Here is a 23097-nt window from a genome sequence, read left to right as displayed (position 1 = left end):
TAATTATGGATCGTAACAAAAAAACAAATTGCAGACAGCAATTTGTTTTTTTATTTGTATTATTTATTGTTTGGAGCAGCTTTAAGCTTACGCTTTTTTATTTTCATACACAAAAAAAGTATAATCAACATTATTTTTTTCATCTTTTAGACCTTTTTCCTCTGAAATAATGTTCCACCCGCTCCAATCTATTGCAGGAAAATAGGTGTCTCCAGAATAGGCAGCATCTATTTTTGTTACATACAATTTGTCAGCAATTGCTACTGTTTCTTTAAATATTTCTGCGCCACCTATAATAAAAATCTCTTCATTGGTTTTTGTTTTACTCCAAGCTTTTAAGTCTTCTATCGAATGTAAAATAGTACAGTTCTCACAAACAAATTCTCTATTTCTTGTGATAATTACATTTTCTCTATTCGGTAAATTTCTACCGATTGATTCCCTTGTTTTTCTCCCCATCACAATAGGATGACCTGTTGTTACTTTTTTAAAATATTTTAAATCCTCAGGAAGATGCCAAGGAAGTTCATTTTTGTGACCAATCACATTATTTATATCCATAGCAACTATTAAAGAAATCATACACTTACCACTCCTTTAATATGTGGATGTGCTTCATAATCAACTATTTCAAAATCTTCATAGTTAAAGGAGAAAATATCCTTAACCTCTTTATTGATTTTCAATTTTGGAAGCGGTTTTGGTTCTCGAGTTAACTGCAATTTAACTTGTTCTACATGATTATTATAAATATGGACATCTCCAAAAGAATGAATAAATTCTCCAACTTCTAAATCGCATACTTGTGCGATCATATAGGTTAATAAGCTATAGGAAGCTATATTAAATGGAACACCTAAAAATACATCAGCTGAACGCTGGTAAAGCTGGCAAGAAAGCTTCCCATCAGCAACATAAAATTGAAATAGACAGTGGCAAGGAGGCAATGCCATTTTAGGAATATCGCCTACATTCCAAGCGCTAATTATCAAACGTCTTGAATCAGGATTTGTTTTAATTGCCTTTACTAAGTCAGAAATTTGATCAATCGTATCCCCATCTCGAGAAGTCCATGAACGCCATTGATGCCCATATACTGGACCTAAATCCCCATTTTCATCTGCCCATTCATTCCAAATACGCACATTATGATCTTGTAAATATTTAATGTTGGTGTCACCGTTTAAAAACCATAATAATTCGTAAAAAATCGAGCGCAAATGAAGTTTTTTCGTTGTAATAAGGGGAAAACCCTCTGCTAAGTTAAAACGCATTTGATAACCAAAAGAACTGATTGTTCCCGTACCTGTACGATCCTCTTTTTTTACTCCATTTTCTAAAACATGCTCACATAATTGTAAATATTGTTTCACTTCAAAACATCCTTTTTTCTTCATATTTAATATACAAACAAGCGCTAGTGCTAACTCATCTTTTTTCGAAATTAAATCACCTGATTGACTCTATATACTGAAACGTAAGTGGAGCATTGAGTCGCAAACGTTCTTTTTCCAATCCTCCATAATAAAACATGGCAAAAGTTTCAGCAAAATACTCTTCTGCATATTGCTGAAAATAGGGTTTATTTGGAAATAAAGTGAATTTTTCTTTATTCCATATAGAGAGATACACCTTTGTTTTACTATAATGACCTAATACTTTATAGTCAATAGAATGTGCTAGCTCATGATATTCAAGATTAATGGAGCCATGACCATTCCCTTTTTGGCTAGCACCGATTTTAACTAATACAGTTTGTCCACCACCAATCCCAGGCACTTGATCCCAAGTTCTGTTTGATTGATAGCCTCTCGGAGTCACTCCTGCAAGATTTTTAGCTGTAGGATTATCTGTTAGTTTCCCAGTAAATAATTTTATTTTAATACCATTATCATTTATTTTTTTTAATAGAGACGGCGGCAAATTATTTAATCTGTTTATGATAGCGACCGCTTCTTCTTCATTAAATGATGATTTTGGCAAAAGAATTATATTTTCTACGTTTTTTTGCGCATCAAAAGATAACTCCTTCTTTAAATAGGAAGAAGTGGCATAGTTTTTTAGTAAAACCCCATCCATTTGCAATTGGGCATTTCCCATTAAGATGGAAGTTAAGCCTATCATCAAAAAGGGCAATAAGAGCTTTCTTTTCTTCATCCAATCTCCTCTTTTCTCCATATCATTCATGCTGTGTGTGATTTACGCTTCAAGCAGAGAAAAGAAGCAACTATATGAAACTATCTAGTTATATAAATTCCATTATAGCATAGTTAGAAATAGAGTAAGAATAGAAGGTCATGGAAGTTCCTATAAAATGTTTAATCCACAAATATTCTCATAAAAAAAAGCAATTCAATGGAATAAACTCAACCCTATAGATAAAAAACACTTTCGTCAACGTTTTTTATTTATAGTTCGTTTTATCCATTGAATTACCTTTACTTCTGCATTATTTTTTGCTCAATTCTCAATTAAACTTCTAAGCCATAATTTTGGCATAAAGCTGCTAGGCCGCCTGAAAAGCCGCTTCCTATTGCATTGAACTTCCAATCAGCATTATGTTTGTATAGCTCGCAAATAACGACAGCCGTTTCTACAGAAAAATCTTCTCCTAAATCGAAGCGAAGAATTTCTGTATCATTTTCTTCATTAACAACCCGAACAAAAGCATTGCTAACTTGTCCAAAGTTTTGACTGCGGTGCTCAGCATCATGAATGGTAACAGCTATTCCGACTTTTTGAACATGTGCCGGTATTTTTGAAAAATCAATGATAATTTGTTCATCATCACCATCGCCTACACCTGTTCGGTTATCACCTGTATGCTCCACACCGCCACTTGGATGCTGTAAATTATTATAAAAAATAAAGTCCAGATCATTTATTACTTTTCCGTTCTCATCTGCTAAAAAAGCAGATGCATCCAAATCAAAATCGGCTCCGCCATCATAACGATTTGTATCCCAACCTAACCCGATAACAGCTCTTTTTAAGCCCGGATTCGTTTTTGTTAAATCAATTCGTTGGCCTTTTGATAAATTGATACTCATACTATGCCCTCCTAAAAGTTTTATAATATGTGTTCAAAAAGGAGGATAAGAAGGACCTGAAAATTCGATGCTCCTTTTTATCGAACTTTTTTGAACAACCTCTTATACTATCTTTTTCGTTTCTATCGAAAGTGACCTTCTATATTAAGAATATGATTTTACAACTTCTCCTAAACTTCCTGCATTTGTTCCTGTTCCAACTGCAGCAAATTTCCATTCTTGTCCATGACGATATAATTCACCTACAACTAGACTTGTTTTCCCATTATAATCATCCGTTAAATTATAATGAATCAAACTAGAATTTGAATTTGGATTAACAATACGAATAAAAGCATTTTGAATCATGCCGAAATGCTGTTTTCTTTTTATTGCATCATAAATATTAACAACGAAGACAAGTTTTTGAATAGAAGCAGGTACACGACTTAAATCAATATTAATTTGCTCATCATCACCATCTCCGGCACCAGTTAAATTATCTCCGGAATGTTGAACACTACCATCCTTACTTTTTAAATTACCAAAGTAAATAACGTCACTATTATGTAATACTTTATCGTTTTCTCCTAACATAATAACAGAAGCGTCACAGTCAACATTAGCAGCTGCTCCTCCTCCAAATAATGAACCTAGCAGTCCTCCACCTTTTTGTTGAACAGGATCCCATCCAAGTCCAACCATTATTTTGGATAATCCAGGATTTCCTTTTGTTAAATCTACTCGTTGTCCTTTTTGTAAGTTAATTGCCATTATATTACCCTCCGATATTTTTAATTTTAGCCTTTTAATTTCATTTGTTTAAAATTATTTTGCAGTTGTTCTAATTTTTTTGTTCCTTCTACACGAAGGCGTTTATTTTCTTCTTCAATAGATTTCGTTTCCTGCATACCCTTCATAATGATATTCCAGGATTCCTCTATTGTCTCAATTTTAATACTAGGAGCACCGGCTAATCTTGCTATTTCTGTACTTTGCTGTGATATATTTTGCGCATTTCGTACTAGCATTTCATTTGTTCGGCGATCTAACTCACTCATGCTGTCAGCAACTAATTTTTGTCTTTTTGCAGCAACTGCTTGAATTAATCCGTTTTTAAAAATAGGAATCGTTGTTACAAAGGCAGAATTGATTTTCCCAATTAACTTTGTATTCCCCCGCTGCAACAAACGGATCTGCGGAGCTGTTTGCAATGCAACCATTTTTGCCATTTCTAAATCGTACACACGCTGATCTAATAACTCAATCGCATTTCGTAATGTATCTAATTGCATTCCAGCCAACTGATCTCCTGATCTTGCTTTCGCTTCCAGCTGTGGTAGCATATTTTGTTTAAGCTCTTCAGATTTAACCTGGCCAGCAACAGCGTATTTTTCCAAGGTTAAATAGTATTGATAGTTCTGTTCATACATTTCATCCAGCATCGTCGTTGAGTCGACCATTTCTGTTTGATATTTGGAGATTTCCACATATACTTTATCAATTTCCTGGCCCATTGATTGATATTTTCCAAATAGCTTTTCCATCATTTTTTCACTTTTTTTAAATAATTTTCCGAAGAAGCCGCCAGACGATTGTTCGAAATCTTTTTTATCAAACTTATCCATAATTCGACCAAGCTGCTTTAATAATTCACCTGAATCTTCTACCTTTGTCGTTCTCATATTATTTAAAATCTGATCAGAAAACCGGGAAATTTGGACAGCTGGTTCTTTTCCAAATTCCAATATTTGAATTTGATCTCTTTCATCAATGGAGCTTGCCAACTGCTGTACTTCTGGTTCTTTTTTTAATGCCGATTTAATCTCTGTTACTTTATCTTCTGTTAATACATCCACTGTTTGACTGCCTGTATATGTCGAATTAGACGGTTGCATACTGCTCATCGTTAATCTCCCCTTCTATTTTTTAAAATACCATTATTAAATATTTTTTTAATGAAGGATTTTTCCTTAAATTCCATTTCAAAGACAACATCTTCTAATAAATGTTCGTCAAAGAGTCCTTCTTCTACAAAATTTTCAATGTCCATATGTCCCGCAGGATTATAAAGAATAACATCTACTCCAAATGTATTTAAAAACAGCAATACCGCCGCATCTTCCCTTGTAAAAATTCCATTTATTTCTGTTTTAAATAATATAACACTGGGTATCTCTTGAGAGTAGTCAAATTTTTGCAGCAGCTTCACTATATTAGCAGGCAACAACAGCCCTTGTGAAAATAAAAAGATGGCAACTTCTTCTTCTGCTTCATTTGAGAGTGCCTTTAAATATGGTTTATCACAAATCGTACAAATCGCATGGGCAATTCCCTTTTGCAGCCAATTTGGCAGTCTTCCATAATTCCAATAATGAGCTTTTATCATTAAGTCGGGATCTAATTTTCCGTCTTTGCCCAAAGCGTTGCGATAATGGAAACGAAAATCACTGACTACTGCACGTGAAAATGGAAATTCTTTAATTAATAAGGAGTGTTCAACGGAAGTGATAGAATGCAATCGATCCCAATATTCTTTCCGATTTTTGCTTACACCAACTACTTTAGCAAAAATCGTTGGAATTTTCACTTCTCCGTTCTTCACCTCAAAATTCGGACGAATCATAGCTTTTTCTTTTTCTAATAAAAATAATTCATCATACGTTGTTTTTAAGGTAACCGACATCGGCATATATTCTCTAAGCTGCCAAGGTTTGTATAAACCTGAGCCTTCGTGATTTAGAATACTTTCTATTTCTCTTGAAGCTCTATAGGCTACAGTTGCTGTTCTTCTTCTTTTTTCAGTCGGAAAGCTTTCTGGCATTTTTGTTTGTGGGTAGTTATGTGTGAATGCCGTTTTCATTTGCGCTGGCTGTTGCAACACATCTGTACCATTCGGATGAACAAGAATCAAGTCACAGCCTATTTCTTGCAAAAAAATCAGAAAATAAACTTGACTTTTTTTAGCATCCCCATACCACATAAATTTTGGCATCTGCCCTTTTGTCATACTTTTATCCAAGACCGGACTCAAATGATTAATAGACCATTTAATAATATCAACAAGTACTCGTCTTAATTCGCTATTATTCATCCCATTTTCTTCTATTTTGGCAAATAGCTGAAATACAGAAATCATGGCTTCTCGAATCTTGCGATGAACTGCTGGCAGTGTTGACTTTAATAATAAATTCTCACCATCTAGGAACGCAATGAACCGATTAATCGATAAGTTTTGTTCTTGAAAGATATTAAGTACCTTTTGGATAGATTGAAAATATTTATTATCCATTACCCTGTTTAAATTTTCATCGGTTAATAAAAGTAAATCGTTTTCTTCTTGATAGATCCATTCAAATAATTGATTATAATATTCATCTTCATCTATGGATATACCAAGAAGTTTGACCATGATTTGGCCATATGTGATGACTCCATTGTCTTCTTTATATTCTGGTCGATCTTTTAATGGTTTTTGTAATAGTTCATACCAGTTATCTAAAGACAAAGGAAGTATTCGATTGTTTATTGTATGTACTTTTTCAATCATTTCTCCACTTCCCTTTAAAAGCAACTAGAGTTTCTTTGATTTTTTCATCAGGAAGAATTCCTCTATTAGGTGGTAGACAACATTTTAACTTATTATCAGGAAACTAACTACTGTTATCATAGCATAGCCTTGGCATAATGCTAAATATTTTCCTTGTCTTTCATACGAATACATGGATAAAAAGTTTCAAATTTTTAAAGGTTAGACTAAAAAAAAGGAATTGGTTCTCTCAATTAGTCCGCAGTCAGCATACACTTGGCTTTCCTACGGGCGAGCGTCGAGCCTCCTCGCTGCGGGGTCTCGTCTTTTTCGCATTCCCGCGGGAGTCTTCGTGTATGCTGGCTGCTCTCTGCTTTCAACTAAAAAACTTAGAGAAACTGCTTCTTTTCATGTGCTCTGGTGCGAATTTTACCGCAAAAGTGTCTACCCTGAAAATAGGGGTTGGTTCTCTCGAATAGTCCGCAGTCTGAATACACTTCGCTTTCCATGGGGCGAGCGGTAAGCCTCCTCGGAGTAAACTCCTGCGGGGTCTCACCTGTCTCGCAATTCCCATAGGAGTCTTCGTGTATTCTGACTGCTCTCTGCTTATAACCTTAAGAAACCTGCTTCTTTTTATTCTATGCTGATGTAAAAAGCTTTTTATATTAGTCTTCTACTAACAACTAATAGAATAATGGATTTTTCACGTCTTTCCTTCTAGGCGCATATCATACAGTACAACAGGCAAGTAGGTGCTGCATATGAGAGTATTATTTCGTAAACCCCCTTATCATGAGCTTAAACAAGAACTACAACTTGTTCAAACTATTTTAAGTTCGACGATTTACCTTTTTATTGACTTGTTTATCATTAATTTCATTCTTTGTTTTTTTGTAGGGATTTTTTTTCAATCCTTTTCATTAGCATTGCTTCTTTTTATCAGCTTTTATGCCTTTTTCCTAGCCTTGTATTTTTTATTGGAAAAATATTTGCATAAACCATCTAAGTAAACACCTACGCAATAAATTTTACACCATGGCACATGAACAGAAGCAACATTCCATTTTTTATGATCTAAATTTGAAGCTGGGAGCAGTCGGAATACACGAACGAAGAATCCTATAGGAATTGCGGAACAGGCGAGACCTCGCAGTGAAACAAGGGAGGCTCGACGCCCACCCCATGGAAAGCGAAGTGTATTCCGACTGCGGACTATTCAAGAGAGCCAAAGTAGCTTTTCACGGTAGCCCAAAATTAAGTTTACAACACTAATAAACTTTAAACATCAGGTGGAGATACTACACCACCTGATGAAAATTCCAGTAGTTCCATTTCTTATCGTTGGACATTTTCTTGTCTCTTAACAGTAGAAAACATTTCGTGAACCTTCTCGACAATCTCTTCACCAGCATCCGCCCCCGTTTTTTCCGTTACATAAAAAGTACTAGAGAACTCTCTCTCAGCAGCAAGCTCTCCATGACAAGGAACAAACGATTTTGTAGACAATTCAAGAAAAGGAAAATCTAAAACAGAATCTCCTGCACCAGCTATCGTTGTAATACCTTCTCTATTTTGAATAAATTTAATAGCTTCCCCTTTGCAAATAGGAAGTGGCATAAAATATAGCTTCCTTCCTTGTAAAGATACTTTCCAACCGAAGGAATTTGCTAGATTTACGACCATTTCTTTCGTTTCCCTACTAATATCACTTTGTAATATATAATAAAAAAAGAGATTATCCGCTATTTTTAATGTTCCATTAAAAGAAAACGCTTCTAGTTTTTGCAATAAAAGCTCTTTTTTTAGACATTCTATTTGCAAACGCTTTGTTACATGTTTTTGCCATTCTTCTACCTTGTGTCCTTTGTAATAAATATTAGCTCCATTACTAGAAACACTATAGATAACTTGTATATCCTTTTTAAAAATAAAAACTCTTTCATATTGCTCATACGTTCTTGTTGTTACTGGTACAAAAAGGGTGTTTTCTGCTAACTCTTTTAAAAGCTGAAAAGAACGTTCTGTCATAAAAGAGACATTTTCGCCATTTTTTGCTTCTACTGCTTTCATTTTGTCCTGTGTGGTGCTTTGCAATGTTTCAAGGGCTCTCTTCGAATAAATTAATGTTCTATCTAAATCAGAAGCAAACATCATTCGTCTGCCCCCACTTTTTTAATTAATCCACAGCAAGTATAACTCATCTGCTTATAAGGAATTATTTCAACCCCTCTTTCTTTTGCCAGCATCACAATATGTCGAACATAAGGACTACTTGGATCCTTCATTAGTATTTTCCACGGGACCCGTCTCAATAATACTCTTGTAGTTTCTCCTACTCCCGGCTTGACATAATGGGTGGAATCAATTTTAAATTCCTCTTTAATTGCCAGAACTTCCTCCATGCCTTTAAAAGAAATTTCCTGATCTTCCCTATTTTGTCTTCTCGCTTCTTCTATTTCTTCTTGATTGAGTGAAGCAAATTCAGCTGTTATTTCATCTAAATAATAATTTGAAACATCAAAAGGCAGCAATTCCTGATAAAATTTAGCTCCATGAAAATCTTCTTTTCCGATATACACGTCATTTAAAACCGTTCTACTTACTAGGCCAGAGACGGTCGAATTTAAGCAAGCGCTCGGAATCAGAAAATCTTCTCTTGTTCCATACAAGTTTGTACAATAACCTGGATCTGCCAATACTGCCAAAGTGTCGTCAAGCATTATTTGGTATTTCTTATAAAAATTTCGACACGCTTTTGTTAATTCGATGGATATCGCCCCTTTGCCAGTCCATCCATCAATGAATTGAATAGTAGCGTCTTTATGTTTTTCCATAATAAAAAGAAGAGCATTTTCATCTATTCCTTTATCACGAATAATTGAAATACTATAATGAGGCAGATCTACACCATACTGCATGCTGATATACCTTTTTATTAATATTCCAATCGGTGAACCAGCTCTTGCTAATGATACAAGGACTGTTTGAGCACCTTTTTGGTGAAAAATTTCTTCTGCCACAATAGCGGTGCATTGTGCTACTTTTTGTTTATATTCTTTCAGTGTTTCAGAAAATAACTGTAAATAATGTTCTGGCGGGTTATATTCAATCGGCAATGTTTCACTGTAATGCTGACCATTTTGAATACGCTTCTCCCTGTCTTCTGTTGAACCTTCCAGCTTTATATTGCTTAAATCTTTCAGCAGAAATATGGCATCCTCTTTTTTATATGAACCGAAATTTGCACTTTTCACTTCCAAGTTCTTCCCCCCCATAGCAATAAACAATCGTTAGTTTATTTATAGCAGTCTCTTGTATTTTTTCTATTAATGGCAGTAATTTATCAGCATCTACTTTTCTTTCAAAAAGAATAAACACTTCTTCGTATGAATCGATTTCAAGATTATATAAATAATGATCAATACGTTGATCTTCAGGATTTGGAAACGAATAAGCTGTTTTTGCCCCATAGTGAGACTCATTATTCGGATAAATAGGACTTCTTGTTGTAGATTGATAGAATACATTCTCTCCCATATAACTGGCAATTTTCATCGGAATATACATAAATTCGCCTGTTCCGATAACGAGTGCTTTTTTTGTTGTTCTTTTAGAAGCCAAATAGTCTCCCGCCTCTTTTAACCATGCATCATTTCGCTGTGCCTTTTCGATACCAAAACGACCTGTGTCGATTAAATAATAATGACTGTTGATTTCATCTGAAAGTGTAGTGGAAGTGAATGGATGAATTCTATCGCCTATGTATTCAGACAAATCCTCATACTCGAGCTGAATCGCCTTGCCATTTCTTTTATCAACGACATCTTGTTTAGACTGAGGTGTGAATAAACCATTACCTTCACGAAGGTTAAAAGTACCTTTCAATAAGCTGACAAAATGAACAACAATACCCAATTCCTTTTCAAGAGCAGTCATCGCTTTTTCCTGCTCTTTAGTACGCCAATCAAGAATAGAAACAACGGTATACACTTTACGAGGATACTTTTGTTGAATCTCACGGATAATATTAATTGCTGTATTTCCTGTTGTTAATTCATCATCCACTAAAATAATTTCCCGCTCATTATCTAAAAATGATTCGTCCACATAACAACGATGGGAGGTTGCATGTGAGTGTTCTTCCTCAAAGGAAATAATAGAGGAAACTTCATTAACATTTTCCCTTGTCGTATGAAAAAAAGCAGCATCTTTAAACGCTTGATAAAAACTATGCCCAAGGGCTGTTGCTGTTTCAGCAAAGCCAATAATAACGGGACAAGAAACCTCTTTCTCCACAAAAGGCTCATCTTCAAAGAAAGCTAAAGAATGAGTGTAATAATCTAATAGTTTCTCTCGCTTGGATGATTTTTTTCCTGTCCTTACTTCTTCATATCTTGCTGCAAGCAAAAAGCCAGTTAACAAGCCGGTTTTCGGATCAATTGGAAGATGTTTCCCTAAAATTTTGCTGACAAATAAAAAAGAACGCTTTTTATTTATTCTCGCGGCCATCAGAAAAAAATCTTCAATAGGCAACTGAAATGGATTTTCGTTTATTTCTATTTGCATATTTAAATCAGCGATTATTGGCAACGAAATTTTCTTGTTTAAGCAAGTCAATGTATGTAAATTCTTCATGAAACACCCCGTACACTTTTGATTTTAATAGTATTTTCTGCGCCCAATAATAATGGGGTTTTATTTCATTCATTTTATTGGAAAAACTGCTTTTCATTACACCAATTTCTCCATTTTTGCTGTTTACAATGTTACAAGCATCATTATATTCTTCGTATGAAACGACATTTAATGCTTGTACAGGTTTTATATGGGTTGGATGTATAATCGTTTTGCCCGTTAAACCATTGGTAATATCCATCATTACCTCGCGAATTAAGCCATCCATATGTTTATCAATCAATTGTGTTCGCATTTGCATGCCAGCTTTTCCGTATCGTTTGCGAAAAGGTGTTTCTCTTAACTGGGGAATGAGCATTCTTTCTTTTGTAGAAAAATATTCCCAGACAGGACCAGAAACAACATATGGACTATCCGCTCGTAAAAACACATTCACAATATCACTAATACAATCACGAATTATCGCGATATCATAAACCGTTGTATCCGTATTACGGCGGATTCCATATAAACCACAAAAATCTGTTGCTCCAATTCGAACATTTAAAATCAATTGTTTATATTGGTCTAAAACAGATTTAATGGATAAAAGTTCTGTCATTCTTGTTTCTTTTTCAATAATTTTTTTTGTTTCCAAAATTGGCATAGCATAAAGGACATTGCCTTTATTATTATAGTTTTCTAGTTTTTTTAATATGACGCCGCCAATATTTGCATCAAATTTTGGGATAACAATTCCGGTTAATAAGTCGATGCTGTCTTCCAATGCCGTCATTATTCTTAAAAATTGATCAACGGAACGAATTCGAATAAAAATTAATGGCAGTTCTTTTTTTATTATATCGCCATTGTCTAAGCCGGCTTTGATTTTTGTCAATTCTTCCACTAGTTTTTTTTCTGCAAGCTCTACTTCATTGTCTCCAATTGAATCCTCTAAACAAATAACCATAGAGGTTAAAGCAGGGTGTTTTTTTATCAGAAGATCATGATAAATATTTGGTCTTGTTGCTGGCATATACAAAGTAGAAGCTAAAGCATAAGACAATACATCTTTTTCAGAATCATTTGATAATTCTTCTGGTGCTTTATAAAATAAACGTTTTATTTGTTTTTCCGTTAAATCAGAAAATAATTTCATTCTTTTAGCCCCATTCTTTCCATAATGCTTTATTAATAAAGTAATATTCTGATAATTCGAGTGAATAATTACAAAAATTATCCCATTAATTCAGCAGAACGATTTAAAAACTTCCCTGTCTGTTTTAAAAAAAGAAAAATTCTCGAGTACTAGATTTTCTAATTATTATAGAAAATCCTCTAAAAAAATGGATTTCTAGTAGGAAAGTTTGCATACTCTTACATTCTGAGAATTATTTTTATTGTAATATAATTTCAAAAGCATTGCATTATAATTTTTATCATTAACAAATATGTATTGTTTATAGGATAAAAAGATGAACCCACCCCATAAAATTTAACTGAACAGAAAAAACGAAAGAAAGGGACGGACAAATGTCTGAACCCTTTCTTGTTTGGAACACTTATAATTCGCTTTTTTGTTGTTCTTTCTTTTTATTCATCGCATGAACAATAAATGTTGCTGCAAATGCAACCAATAAAATGCTAAAGAAAACAAGATGACTAATATGAATATGAAATACACCTAAAAACATTTTAACGGATATAATTAGAATTAAAATATAGGCAGTTGATTCTAATTCCGGTATGCGGTCAATCAACTTTAAAAATACGCCTGCAACGCCACGCATCATTAAGACACCTAACATCCCACCTACTAATAATACCCATATTTCATTACTGACACCAAATGCTGCCAGTACACTATCTACTGAAAACGCAATATCCATTAATTCAACAGAAATAACCGTTCCCCAAAAGGTACCAAATAAACGAAGCAATAATCCGCTTTTATTAATAGCATGTTCTTCTTCGGCATGTTCTTCTGGACTGCTTTCCTTCCGTTTATCTACAAAATATTTAATAGCAAGATAAGCTAAATATGCAGCACCTAATACTTTTACCCACCATAATTTTATCAAGAATACACCGATTCCAATTGCGATAAATCGGAATATATAAGCACCTAATAATCCGTAAAATAATGCTTTTTTTCTTTTTTCAGGCGGCAAATGTTTCACCATTACGGCAAGAACGAGGGCATTATCAGCTGATAATAAGCCTTCCAAAATAACAAGTGTTCCAATCAATCCCCAGCTTACTGGATTCGTTAAAACCTCTCCCCACATTTCCCAGTTGAAAAACTGAGAATATGTATGGATTATACTTTCAAAAACTCCCATATAATTCTGTTCCTCCTGTGTGTTGCTTTTCTGCCTTATAAGAAGAATCTAGAAAATACCAATCATACCGTTCCTTGCTTCCAATTTATTTTGCTTTAAGCAACATTGGATAGCTTCTAACATTTTGCGTATCAATCTCTACAAAATAACTAGCTGACTTTTACTTAAGTCAATGGCTTAAGTATGTAATTGCAATTTGTTCTTTCCTCTTTAATTAGAAAAGCAATCTCCTTGTTTAATTAACCAATTTGTAAGCCAAAGTCAGTAGCAAGTGCTGCTAATCCGCCTTGGTATCCACTTCCGATAGCGCTAAATTTCCATTCATTATTATGACGATATAATTCTCCAACTACTAATGCAGTTTCAATGGAGAAATCTTCCCCTAAATCATAACGAATCAGTTCTTCGTTGTTTTGTTCATTTAAGATACGAACATAGGAGTTAGAAACTTGTCCAAAGTTTTGATTTCTATTTTCACCATCATGTATCGTAATGGTGAAAGTAATGCGCTGAATACTAGCAGGTACTGCTGCAAGTTCAATTACTACTTGCTCATCATCCCCATCTCCAGCTCCAGTTCGATTATCACCTGAATGAACAACAGCACCATTTGCACCTGTTGTATTATTATAAAATACAAAATCCTGTTCAGAAGTTACTTTCCCGTTGTCTCCTAATAAAAATATGGAAGAGTCTAGATCAAAATCGGTTCCTCCATCGTACTTGTTAACATCCCAGCCAACTCCAACAACAACTTTTGTTAATCCAGGATTACCTTTTGTTAAATCAACTTTTTGACCTTTTGATAAACTAATTGCCATGATTAATACCTCCAGAAATCTTTAATATACTTTATCTACGTTCACTTTCAATAAAAGTTTCAGCATGTGCTAATAATTTTATCAGAAAAATTATCCATTAACTAGCTCATCCACTTAGGGGGGGTATTTTTATCCCAATAAATGTCCCCTAAAGCATAGTGGGCACTGAATTGATCATGATACGTATGATAATGAAAATTAAACCAATAACCTTTTTGTGGGGGGCGATCCCGCCTTACATGGAAGCGGATAATGTCTTTATCTTTATTTTTAATATGGAATATTTTCTCCGCCATTCCTTCACTTGGAAACTCTGTGACAGTCAATAAGCTTAAATCCTCTTCCGGAAATATACTTGTCACTTCATCAATCGCTTTCTCCATATTAGGAAGAATTACTAAGCGAAATTCATCTTCAATAACAGGTTTAATTTTACTTCCGAATTTCTGATAGCTCTGTGTCTCAGCTTCTTGCATCATTTTTGATAGAAATTTATCTCTATCGGTTTCTTGATCTACTGAAGCAGTATGTATCTCTAAATCATCTGAAGCAAAAGGAACTTCGCTTTCATCTGCTGGTTTCTTTTCGTTATTGTTATTATTATAAAGTGACGAAGGAGTAGGTGAAACTAATCCAAAAGTTAAAATAGAGACAAAGACAACAAGACTTTTTCGAATCCAATTAGGCATCTAAACACCTCGCTTTCAAAATATCTTGTTCTTTTAAATATATCATATAACAGTATTTTTCTATTCGATAATGCTTATAGAGGTTGTTCAAAAAGTCTCGTGAAAAGGACACTCCCTTATCTTAAAACATTTTCAAATGAAAATTCCCACTATATACTATATAATTATTATATAGTATATCCCCTCTATCAAGCTACCATTATCCATTACGGGAAATATCTTTTAAGCTGCATTTCTATTGATTATTAATTTTGAACCTTTATGATTCCATAATGGAACTTTGAAGATTTTCGTTTTTTTACAGAAAATCCAAATTTTTGGAATCGCTTACTACGAAAATGATCTTTTAAGACAATTCTCTCTTTCGCCACTCTTAATGCCTCTTCTATTGTTTCTTTTGTTAACTCATCATAAACAGCCAGTCTTCTTAAAGAACTTATGCCATCTGAAGACTGAATTTCTTCCTCAAACATTGGATCAAAATACACACAATCCACGCTATCCGTTTCTCTTTTCTTCAAGTCTGTTAGCGCTAAAGAATGGATTATATTCACTCTTTTCATTGCATCATTTGTTTCCTCTGAATCTGTTCGCCATGCTTGCAGACCTTTTTTCACTAAAAATGCAATGGTTTTGCTTCCTTCCATTCCAAATACAGTTCCTTCTTCTCCTGTTAGATAGCTTGCAACAATACTGTCTGAGCCTAGACCGATTGTACAATCTAAAAAGGATTTTCCTTTGCATAAATTAGTTGCTTCGACAAAAGGATCCCATTCATTCTTTTGCAATCTTTTAATACGAAATACAGCGGAATTCGGATGAAAGAAAAAAGGCTTATCAGTATCTTTCATAAATAATTCATAGCGATTTCTTCCGATTACTAGTACATCATCATTATATTCCTTTTTTAGCAGCTCAACGGATTTTTTTCTTCTTTCTATATAAAAGAATTCCAGTTCATCTGCAATTGCTGCTGCAAGCTCAATATGTTTAGCATCTGTTCTTCCAGAAGTAGTCACAATCATACTAATTCTCCTGATTTTCTCTTTATTTTCTGTTTCTTTGTTAGAGTTTGAAAATACCCATTCTAAATAGGAAAAGAACATCCACAAAAAAGATGTTCTTTTCGAAAAACATTATTAGCAATACTGCTCAAATGCTGATACTAAATTTTCCATAATTGCTTCCATTGAATTTCCTTCAATATCATAACGATGAATAAAATGAACAACTTTATTATCTTTTATTAGTGCCATAGATGGTGAAGAGGGTTCGATGTCTCCAAAAAATTCTCTCATTTTTGAAGTTGCTTCTTTATCTTGCCCAGCAAAAACGGTAACAAGCTGATCTGGTTTTTTCTCTGAAACTAAAACAGATTGTGTTGCGGCTGGTCTTGCTAGGCCTGCAGCACATCCGCAAACAGAATTCACAACAACGAGTGCAGTACCATTATTTGTTTCCATAAATTTCTCAACCTCTTCAGCTGTTGTCAGCTCTAAAAAACCTGCTTGTGCTAATTCTGCTCTCATTGGTTTTACCATTTGTTTCATATATTCTTCATATGCCATTGACATAACTGAGTCCTCCTCTAAAATAATTTGTTATAAAAGATTGTTCAAAAAGTCCGGTAAAAAGGACACGTCGAATTTCTTCATTGGCTCATCGCTTCTCATGTATCTAACTTTAGGATCTTCAACGTTGCTCACGTCCTTTGAGGAGCGTTTTAGGTCCGTGTACACCCTGTAAAAGGCTGATGCTCAAATGAAGCCGCCTCGAACTTCATGGTCCTTTTTATCCTTCTTTCTGAACATGCACTATAAATTAAGAATACTATATACTGAAATCCATATGCAATGTTAAATGCTTATTGTGTACATTTCGACTATTTTCTTGCTTCCGTCATTTGCTTCCAAACAGATCCTTTTGCTTCTTCCCCAAGTTCAATGCGTTCGATGGCAAGTTTAATCTGCAAGCTTACTTCAAACTCTGGATCATTTTCATGTAATTTTAATGCCTCTAAAGCACGTTCATCTCCTACTTCGTAAAGAAACATAGCCGCACGCCATCTAACTAGCTTGCTTTTGTCATCTAATGCTTTTATCATCTCGTCCATTGCTTCAGAAAATCCAAGATCAGATAAGCAATCTCCAGCAGTTCTTCTTACCGTAATTGTTTTATCTTTTAATGCTTTGTAAAGGGGGGATAAAACTGTTTTATCTTCAATCATGCCCAGATACACGGTAGCTAGCCGTCGAATCGATGGTTTCTCATCATCTAAAGCTTTTGTTAACACAGGAATATCTTCCACTTTAGGATCTTCGCTTTGTTCTAGTTTCTGATAACGGACTTTCCAATCTGGATGGTCTAAAGCTTCGAATGTAAGTTTTATTTTAGGGCGAATTGTCGCTTCCTCTGTTGTTTCTGGGTTTTTCGCTTGTTTAACTAAACCAGTTATTCTGTCGTTAGGATAGGCAGCGAGCAATTCTTCTACCGTCACTTTCCCTATCTCATCAAACTCCCCATAACGAACACCAAATTCTTTCCACCTTCTGCTTGTTACAACGTTATCATGAGGCATTCTCACTTCTGTTACAGCTTGCATAAATTGCTCGGGCAGGCCAAAACGTTTTTCTTCTTGCCCGTCTGTTAACTTAATTTGCATTGGAATTCCTTTATACATTTGAACAAGAACCTTTATTTCACCAAAGTGATCATTTATTCGCTCTGCCGATGATTCTTCAACTGCCTCTTCTCCAAAAGCATTTCGAACATGCGCTAAGAGCTCTTTCCAATCATAACGAGCATTTCTCTCTACTGCTAAAAAATCAGCAACATGATAGACGCCTTTAATACCTTCAATGGACAAGATTGTTTGAATTATTTCAGGTGCATCTTCTTTATTTTCTTGTTTGTAATTATTGCTTTTGCCCATTGGCAGTTCTTCGTTCAAATTAATTTTCATTGTGTTTGGGCTAGGTGTTGGTTCAATTGAAATAATCCTCACGATACTCCTCCTATTTTGCCTATATTTTTCATCTTACCATAGTAGTAACATCACTTTAAACCAAATCGTTCTACAATCCTTGTTTTTCGGCGATTTCTGATAAATAGCTCCAGCGCTCAATTAAGTATTCTAACCTACTATTCATCTCTTCTGCCTCTTTTAACAGGAGATTGGCTTTTTCAAAATCGCTTCCAGCACTTTCTAATTCGCTGTCGATGTCAGAAATTCTTGTTTCCGCTTTTTCTATCTCCTCATCAATGGTTGCCCATTCACGCTGCTCATTAAAGCTCAATTTTATTTTTTTTATTTTTGGCTCTGGAGGTAGTTCTTTTTGCTTTTCTTTTTTTATTTTCTCTATTTCGATTTGTTCATTGCGTTTTTCTGCTTCTAGAAATTCAGAATAATTTCCATAATAAGAGTCAATTATTCCATCGCCTTTTACAATTAACAGCTGTTCTGCTACTTTATCTAAAAAATAACGATCATGAGATACTGTAATTACCACTCCACCAAAATCTTCTAAATAATCTTCGAGCACCATTAATGTTTGTGTATCCAGATCATTTGTCGGCTCATCTAATAATAATACATTTGGTTCACCCATCAATATTTTTAGTAGATATAATCTTCTTCGCTCGCCGCCTGATAACTTGCCAATAATCGTTCCGTGTGAATGCATAGGAAAAAGAAATCTTTCCAGCATTTGTGCGGCAGAAATTGTTTTGCCGTCTGACGTATGAATAACTTCCGCTGTTTCTTTTAAATATTCAATCATTCTTTTGGATAAATCCATCTCTTCGTTTTCCTGTGTATAATATGCAACCTTCACTGTTTGGCCAATTATATACTTACCTGAATCTAGCGCTGTTGTCCCAGCTAATATATTTAATAGAGTTGATTTCCCTGCACCGTTTTTTCCGATAATGCCTATTCTGTCACCTGGTTTAACCAATAATTGAAAATGATCAAGAACTGTAGTCTTTCCAAACTTTTTACTCGCATCTACTAATTCAAAAACTTGTTTACCTAAACGGCTTCCTTTTAATGATATATCCAGCTTTTCTGTTGTTTTAACCGAAGAAAGTTTATCGTCCAGTTGATCAAACCGTTGAATTCTTGCTTTTTGCTTGGTGGAGCGTGCTTTTGCTCCTCTTCTTATCCATTCCAACTCTCTTCGAAATAAGTTTTTTTGCTTATCCAGTGTTGCTGCTTCATTTTCTTCTCTAATTGCTTTAGCCTGCAGGAACTCTGAATAATTCCCTTTATAGCTGTACAGGTTTCCACCATCCAATTCAAACATACGATTTGTAACAGCATCCAAAAAATAGCGATCATGCGTTACTAAAAGAAGTGCGCCGTTAAATCTGCTTAAATAATCTTCTAGCCATTTCACTGCCTCGAAATCTAAATGGTTTGTCGGTTCATCTAAAATCAGCAAATCAGGATTTTGAATCAATACTTGAGCAAGTGCAACTCGCTTTTTTTGTCCACCAGAAAGTTCGCCGACTTTTTTATCAAAATTCTCTATTCCAAGCTTTGTTAAAATAGTTTTTGTATCTGTATGTATATCCCAGCCATTTAACGCATCCATTTTCTTTTGCACATCAAATAATTTCTCATGAAGAGACACATTTTCTGGATCATTGTTTAACTGAAGCAGCAATGCCTCATACTCTCTAATAACAAGTAAAACAGGTGCATCACTTTCATATACATGATCCAATACCGTCAATTCTGAGTTTACTTCTGGACTTTGAGAGGAATAAGCAATTCGATATTCTTTTGGAGCAATAATTTCGCCTTCATCTGGCAAATCAATGCCTGCAACAATTTTAAGCAAAGAAGATTTTCCAGTTCCATTTATTCCGATTAATCCAACTCGTTCTTTTTCACTGATTGCAAACGAGATATTTTGAAAAAGTTCTTTTTCTCCATATGTTTTTGTTAAATTTTCAATTGAAATACTTTTCATAGTTCCCATTCCATTCTTTATAAAATTCAGTTAAAAACAGTTCCATTAGCTGATGTCTTTCTTCTGCTATTTTTTTTGCCGTTGCTGTATGTAATAAACTTTTCAGTTTCAATAGTTTTTCGTAAAAATGATGGATGGAGGTTGACTTTCCATCTCGATATTCTGCTTCTGTCATCTCTTGTCTAGCAGAAATAGCAGGATCATAAATGAGATGACCTTTTTGTCCACCATATGCAAATGTTCTTGCGATTCCGATTGCTCCAATGGCATCTATCCGGTCTCCATCCTGGACAATTTTTGCTTCTATAGAGGCTGGCGGAATACTATGTCCTCCATTATAGGAAACAGACTCGATTGCGGCAAGAATATGAGATTTTTCCTCTTCTTTTATAGAAATAGTTTGTAAGAAATTCATTAAACTTTTTTGCCCTTCTGCTTTTGAGCTGTTTAACTTTATATCTGCCACATCATGAAGCAATGCTGCCATTTCAATGATAAATAGGTTTCCTGCATTTTCTTTTTTGCTTATATATAAGGATGCTTTTCTAACACGGTCGATATGATACCAATCATGTCCTGATGCATCTTTTTCTAGTTTTTTCTTTACAAATTGTTCTGTTTCTGCAATTATGTTCATTTATTTCATGCTCCATTCGTTACCTAACGTTCATATTGTATCATGAAAGTGATGGGAACGAACATCGAACCGTTGCGATTGGTTCTTTCCTTCCTTATCAATCTAATCTTTGTTGTCTTTCATTATTTAGCACCAATAAAAAAGACTAAACAGATATGCTATCTTGTTTAGTCTTTAGGCTACCGTTCAAATAGGCGCTCTCGATAAGTCCGCAGTCAGAATACACTTCGCTTTCCATGGGGCGGGCGACGAGCCTCCTCGGAGTAACTCCTGCGGGGTCTCGTCTGTCCCGCAAATCCCATAGGAGTCTTCGTGTATTCTGACTGCTCCCTACTTCAACCTTAAATCATAAAAAATGAAATGCTGCTTCTCTTCATGCGTCATAGTGCAAAATTAGTTGCATGGATGTCTCCCCTAATAACAGGTTTTGTCTCTCTCAATGGGTCCGCATCCGGTATACACTTTGTTTTCTATGGGGCTTGTCTGTCTTGCTAATCTCATGGGAGTCTTCGTGTAGGAGCATATGTCGGACAATTAAAGTGTCAAAAGACACGCGTTGTCCGAAGCCGAGTTACCGCATGAATGAATTCACGATTGTTTTCGTCTATTTTATAAAAACTTTTTTATCTTCGGAAATATTTTTAGTGCTGTTTGATAGAATACGTCTTCATGATATTTTGCTGGAATCAGGTTTTTTACAAAATTTTTATAATCTTCAAGTGGAGCAAGTGGCCAGTCAGTGCCAAACAATAATTTATCATAGGAATCGGAAAAGACTAGTGCATGTTTTAAATGATTTAGAAAGATTCCTTCTTGTGCTTTATCTAGTTCTTTTTTTGTTCCGACAATTAACCCAGATAAATCTGCATATACATTGGAATTTTTATAAATGATTTCTGCTCCAGTTAAAGTCCAAGGATCACCAAAGTGTGCCATCATAAAATTTATATTTCGATGTTTTACAGCGACTTCATCAATAGTTAGTGGATGGGAATATTTCAACAATCCTCTTTCTGAGTACGTGTCTCCCGTGTGAAAAACAACTGGAAGCCTATATTTTTCAGCTAACTTATAAACGGGTTCATATACTTCATCATATGCATAAAAAGGATAATATCCTAAATAAATTTTTATTCCGACAACATTGTCTTTTTGAATTTCCTTTTCCAATCTTTCGAACGCGGCTTTCCCCATATCATATGGGTTAATTCCAGCACAATAAACAACATGATCTGGTAAAGTTCCATGTAAATCCAGTCCCATAGGTGTAACTGCTTCACAATCTGGAAAACCGATGTTTTCTGTTTCGGTGACACCCATGCCTATTGCTAGGACAATATTAGCTGCCTTCATTTCTGCCTTTAAGCCTTCGTAACTATAATCTACTTTTGAAAGATGATCTGCTGTATGCTGAAATGAGTTTATTTTTGAAAAATGAATATGTGCATCAATTACTTTCATTTGAACTCCTTTTGATATAAAATCAATTCTTGTTATTTTATCTCGTAAAGATTAGTTAATACTTCTCAAAAAAATGGGAGCAGTGAATTATTATAGCTGCTTTAAAATAAGAATGTTAAATAGCCCGCAGCCGCTTCTCTCCATTTTCAAAAAGGTGTTTTTCCTCTATGTTCATCGTATTCTGAAATAGCTGCTTTGTAAAGTTTTGCTATCCTTTTTAGTTAATCCATTTTTTATCATACTAGTCAAAAATAGAACTATATCAACAAAACTAGACAAAGCTCGCAAAAGGAATTTTCCTCTTTCATACAGAAACTATTAATAGACAAAAATTATGTTTCTCCTTTTTCAGTCCATTTTGTTTTTAATTCTTATTCTCCATTAAAGAAAGGATGTTGTTACAATGAATGAAGTAAAAGATATTGTCCAATCAAATGAGGATAGTTGTTTAAGTGTTAAAGAAGCAGCAGACTATATTAAGGAAAGTCCTGGAGTGGTAAGAAATTGGTTAAGAGAATTAAAGAATCATATTCCTACTGTTATCGGCAAGCATGGATACCGGTATTTTGACAAGGAAGGATTGGAAAAGCTCAAACAGATTCAACAATTAAGACGAGAGAAAAATCTTTCATTAAGTCAGATTGAAGAAGAGCTTTCTTCCTCTATGCAGCCTTTGCAGCCCTCTTTTCCTTCTCATGCGGATGCCACGGACAGAATACTACAAGATTTACACACCATAAAAGAGCAGCTTGAACTACAGGTAAATTTCAACCAAGTATTAGTGCAGCAATTAAAAAAGCAACAAGAGCATATTGATGAGCAGCAGCAGTTTATTCAGCAGCAAAAAGAACATATTTCTACCTTAATGGATAGAAGCAATGAGAAGGAGGCTAGATCTTCTATTGCATATAAAAAGGAAAAAATAGAATCTGATTCGAAAAAAACCGCGATTTTCCGTCTGTTTTCCTATCGTTAAGCTACCCTGAAAATGGGAATGGA

The 23097-nt window shown here is 34.6% G+C and carries 22 protein-coding genes; 2 read left to right on the top strand and 20 right to left on the bottom strand.

Annotated elements, in window-relative coordinates:
* Positions 1 to 87: 87 nt before the first annotated feature.
* The 7 genes from AC5LWL_RS11595 to AC5LWL_RS11565 form a co-directional block, all read right to left on the bottom strand.
* Entirely contained in the window at positions 88 to 582 is a 495-nt protein-coding gene (locus AC5LWL_RS11595; protein WP_493434432.1) for a dihydrofolate reductase, read from the bottom strand.
* The gene (locus AC5LWL_RS11590; RefSeq protein WP_493434431.1) at positions 579 to 1373 is read right to left on the bottom strand and encodes a thymidylate synthase; all 795 of its coding nucleotides are present in this window, start codon (positions 1371 to 1373) and stop codon (positions 579 to 581) included. Before AC5LWL_RS11590 ends, AC5LWL_RS11595 begins: the two co-directional genes overlap by 4 nt.
* 76 nt (positions 1374 to 1449) lie before the next feature.
* The gene (locus tag AC5LWL_RS11585; protein WP_493434430.1) at positions 1450 to 2157 is read right to left on the bottom strand and encodes an anthrax toxin lethal factor-related metalloendopeptidase; all 708 of its coding nucleotides are present in this window, start codon (positions 2155 to 2157) and stop codon (positions 1450 to 1452) included.
* Between the two features lie 314 nt (positions 2158 to 2471).
* Positions 2472 to 3050 (bottom strand): TerD family protein, encoded by a 579-nt coding sequence (locus AC5LWL_RS11580; protein WP_493434429.1) that lies wholly within the window; start codon positions 3048 to 3050, stop codon positions 2472 to 2474.
* A 144-nt stretch (positions 3051 to 3194) separates the two neighbouring features.
* The gene (locus AC5LWL_RS11575) at positions 3195 to 3803 is read right to left on the bottom strand and encodes a TerD family protein (RefSeq protein ID WP_493434428.1); all 609 of its coding nucleotides are present in this window, start codon (positions 3801 to 3803) and stop codon (positions 3195 to 3197) included.
* A gap of 26 nt (positions 3804 to 3829) precedes the next feature.
* Positions 3830 to 4927 (bottom strand): toxic anion resistance protein, encoded by a 1098-nt coding sequence (locus AC5LWL_RS11570; RefSeq protein WP_493436597.1) that lies wholly within the window; start codon positions 4925 to 4927, stop codon positions 3830 to 3832.
* A gap of 11 nt (positions 4928 to 4938) precedes the next feature.
* Positions 4939 to 6579 (bottom strand): YceG family protein, encoded by a 1641-nt coding sequence (locus AC5LWL_RS11565; RefSeq protein WP_493434427.1) that lies wholly within the window; start codon positions 6577 to 6579, stop codon positions 4939 to 4941.
* A gap of 740 nt (positions 6580 to 7319) precedes the next feature.
* Here AC5LWL_RS11565 and AC5LWL_RS11560 point away from each other — a divergent pair.
* Complete coding sequence (locus AC5LWL_RS11560) at positions 7320 to 7568, top strand: hypothetical protein (RefSeq protein ID WP_493434426.1); 249 nt, start codon at positions 7320 to 7322, stop codon at positions 7566 to 7568.
* A 325-nt stretch (positions 7569 to 7893) separates the two neighbouring features.
* Here the strand turns inward: AC5LWL_RS11560 and AC5LWL_RS11555 are convergent, their stop codons facing one another.
* The 13 genes from AC5LWL_RS11555 to AC5LWL_RS11495 form a co-directional block, all read right to left on the bottom strand.
* Positions 7894 to 8712 (bottom strand): HAD family hydrolase, encoded by an 819-nt coding sequence (locus AC5LWL_RS11555; RefSeq protein WP_493434425.1) that lies wholly within the window; start codon positions 8710 to 8712, stop codon positions 7894 to 7896.
* On the bottom strand, positions 8709 to 9818 hold the full coding sequence (locus tag AC5LWL_RS11550) for a cysteine protease StiP family protein (RefSeq protein ID WP_493434424.1): 1110 nt from the start codon (positions 9816 to 9818) through the stop codon (positions 8709 to 8711). The genes AC5LWL_RS11555 and AC5LWL_RS11550 overlap by 4 nt, the downstream gene beginning before the upstream one ends.
* Positions 9784 to 11193, bottom strand: a complete 1410-nt coding sequence (locus tag AC5LWL_RS11545) for a phosphoribosyltransferase family protein (RefSeq protein ID WP_493434423.1) — start codon at positions 11191 to 11193, stop codon at positions 9784 to 9786. The genes AC5LWL_RS11550 and AC5LWL_RS11545 overlap by 35 nt, the downstream gene beginning before the upstream one ends.
* The gene (locus AC5LWL_RS11540; protein WP_493434422.1) at positions 11132 to 12331 is read right to left on the bottom strand and encodes an HpcH/HpaI aldolase/citrate lyase family protein; all 1200 of its coding nucleotides are present in this window, start codon (positions 12329 to 12331) and stop codon (positions 11132 to 11134) included. Before AC5LWL_RS11540 ends, AC5LWL_RS11545 begins: the two co-directional genes overlap by 62 nt.
* Before the next feature lie 403 nt (positions 12332 to 12734).
* A complete protein-coding gene (locus AC5LWL_RS11535; protein WP_493434421.1) occupies positions 12735 to 13514 on the bottom strand; it encodes a TerC family protein in 780 nt (259 codons plus the stop codon).
* A gap of 239 nt (positions 13515 to 13753) precedes the next feature.
* Complete coding sequence (locus tag AC5LWL_RS11530; RefSeq protein ID WP_493434420.1) at positions 13754 to 14335, bottom strand: TerD family protein; 582 nt, start codon at positions 14333 to 14335, stop codon at positions 13754 to 13756.
* Between the two features lie 101 nt (positions 14336 to 14436).
* Complete coding sequence (locus AC5LWL_RS11525) at positions 14437 to 15024, bottom strand: YpjP family protein (RefSeq protein ID WP_493434419.1); 588 nt, start codon at positions 15022 to 15024, stop codon at positions 14437 to 14439.
* Between the two features lie 245 nt (positions 15025 to 15269).
* Positions 15270 to 16049 (bottom strand): class I SAM-dependent methyltransferase, encoded by a 780-nt coding sequence (locus tag AC5LWL_RS11520; protein WP_493434418.1) that lies wholly within the window; start codon positions 16047 to 16049, stop codon positions 15270 to 15272.
* Positions 16050 to 16163: 114 nt separating this feature from the next.
* On the bottom strand, positions 16164 to 16598 hold the full coding sequence (locus AC5LWL_RS11515) for a BrxA/BrxB family bacilliredoxin (protein ID WP_493434417.1): 435 nt from the start codon (positions 16596 to 16598) through the stop codon (positions 16164 to 16166).
* Positions 16599 to 16906: 308 nt separating this feature from the next.
* Complete coding sequence (locus AC5LWL_RS11510) at positions 16907 to 18028, bottom strand: conserved virulence factor C family protein (protein WP_493434416.1); 1122 nt, start codon at positions 18026 to 18028, stop codon at positions 16907 to 16909.
* A 70-nt stretch (positions 18029 to 18098) separates the two neighbouring features.
* Positions 18099 to 20000, bottom strand: coding sequence for an ABC-F family ATP-binding cassette domain-containing protein (locus AC5LWL_RS11505; protein ID WP_493434415.1), 1902 nt, complete (start codon positions 19998 to 20000; stop codon positions 18099 to 18101).
* The gene (locus AC5LWL_RS11500) at positions 19981 to 20637 is read right to left on the bottom strand and encodes an HD domain-containing protein (RefSeq protein WP_493434414.1); all 657 of its coding nucleotides are present in this window, start codon (positions 20635 to 20637) and stop codon (positions 19981 to 19983) included. The genes AC5LWL_RS11505 and AC5LWL_RS11500 overlap by 20 nt, the downstream gene beginning before the upstream one ends.
* A 609-nt stretch (positions 20638 to 21246) precedes the next feature.
* Positions 21247 to 22098: an amidohydrolase family protein gene (locus AC5LWL_RS11495; protein WP_493434413.1), complete on the bottom strand. Its 852-nt coding sequence runs from the start codon at positions 22096 to 22098 to the stop codon at positions 21247 to 21249.
* Between the two features lie 403 nt (positions 22099 to 22501).
* Here AC5LWL_RS11495 and AC5LWL_RS11490 point away from each other — a divergent pair, with 403 nt between their 5' ends.
* Positions 22502 to 23074, top strand: coding sequence for a MerR family transcriptional regulator (locus tag AC5LWL_RS11490; protein ID WP_493434412.1), 573 nt, complete (start codon positions 22502 to 22504; stop codon positions 23072 to 23074).
* Positions 23075 to 23097 lie beyond the last annotated feature (23 nt).

This window comes from Niallia sp. WK069_GA_01 (genome assembly GCF_983173855.1).
Note: the sequence above shows the minus strand (reverse complement) of the source record. Positions and strands in the feature narration are given on the sequence as shown.

Bases quoted from the DNA above. Each gene is read 5' to 3' on its own strand.
- AC5LWL_RS11595 (WP_493434432.1), bottom strand. From the start codon at position 582: ATGATTTCTTTAATAGTTGCTATGGATATAAATAATGTGATTGGTCAC.
- AC5LWL_RS11585 (WP_493434430.1), bottom strand. From the start codon at position 2,157: ATGAAGAAAAGAAAGCTCTTATTGCCCTTTTTGATGATAGGCTTAACT.
- AC5LWL_RS11580 (WP_493434429.1), bottom strand. From the start codon at position 3,050: ATGAGTATCAATTTATCAAAAGGCCAACGAATTGATTTAACAAAAACG.
- AC5LWL_RS11575 (WP_493434428.1), bottom strand. From the start codon at position 3,803: ATGGCAATTAACTTACAAAAAGGACAACGAGTAGATTTAACAAAAGGA.
- AC5LWL_RS11570 (WP_493436597.1), bottom strand. From the start codon at position 4,927: ATGCAACCGTCTAATTCGACATATACAGGCAGTCAAACAGTGGATGTA.
- AC5LWL_RS11565 (WP_493434427.1), bottom strand. From the start codon at position 6,579: ATGATTGAAAAAGTACATACAATAAACAATCGAATACTTCCTTTGTCT.
- AC5LWL_RS11560 (WP_493434426.1), top strand. From the start codon at position 7,320: ATGAGAGTATTATTTCGTAAACCCCCTTATCATGAGCTTAAACAAGAA.
- AC5LWL_RS11555 (WP_493434425.1), bottom strand. From the start codon at position 8,712: ATGATGTTTGCTTCTGATTTAGATAGAACATTAATTTATTCGAAGAGA.
- AC5LWL_RS11545 (WP_493434423.1), bottom strand. From the start codon at position 11,193: ATGAAGAATTTACATACATTGACTTGCTTAAACAAGAAAATTTCGTTG.
- AC5LWL_RS11540 (WP_493434422.1), bottom strand. From the start codon at position 12,331: ATGAAATTATTTTCTGATTTAACGGAAAAACAAATAAAACGTTTATTT.
- AC5LWL_RS11535 (WP_493434421.1), bottom strand. From the start codon at position 13,514: ATGGGAGTTTTTGAAAGTATAATCCATACATATTCTCAGTTTTTCAAC.
- AC5LWL_RS11530 (WP_493434420.1), bottom strand. From the start codon at position 14,335: ATGGCAATTAGTTTATCAAAAGGTCAAAAAGTTGATTTAACAAAAGGT.
- AC5LWL_RS11525 (WP_493434419.1), bottom strand. From the start codon at position 15,024: ATGCCTAATTGGATTCGAAAAAGTCTTGTTGTCTTTGTCTCTATTTTA.
- AC5LWL_RS11520 (WP_493434418.1), bottom strand. From the start codon at position 16,049: ATGATTGTGACTACTTCTGGAAGAACAGATGCTAAACATATTGAGCTT.
- AC5LWL_RS11515 (WP_493434417.1), bottom strand. From the start codon at position 16,598: ATGTCAATGGCATATGAAGAATATATGAAACAAATGGTAAAACCAATG.
- AC5LWL_RS11505 (WP_493434415.1), bottom strand. From the start codon at position 20,000: ATGAAAAGTATTTCAATTGAAAATTTAACAAAAACATATGGAGAAAAA.
- AC5LWL_RS11500 (WP_493434414.1), bottom strand. From the start codon at position 20,637: ATGAACATAATTGCAGAAACAGAACAATTTGTAAAGAAAAAACTAGAA.
- AC5LWL_RS11495 (WP_493434413.1), bottom strand. From the start codon at position 22,098: ATGAAAGTAATTGATGCACATATTCATTTTTCAAAAATAAACTCATTT.
- AC5LWL_RS11490 (WP_493434412.1), top strand. From the start codon at position 22,502: ATGAATGAAGTAAAAGATATTGTCCAATCAAATGAGGATAGTTGTTTA.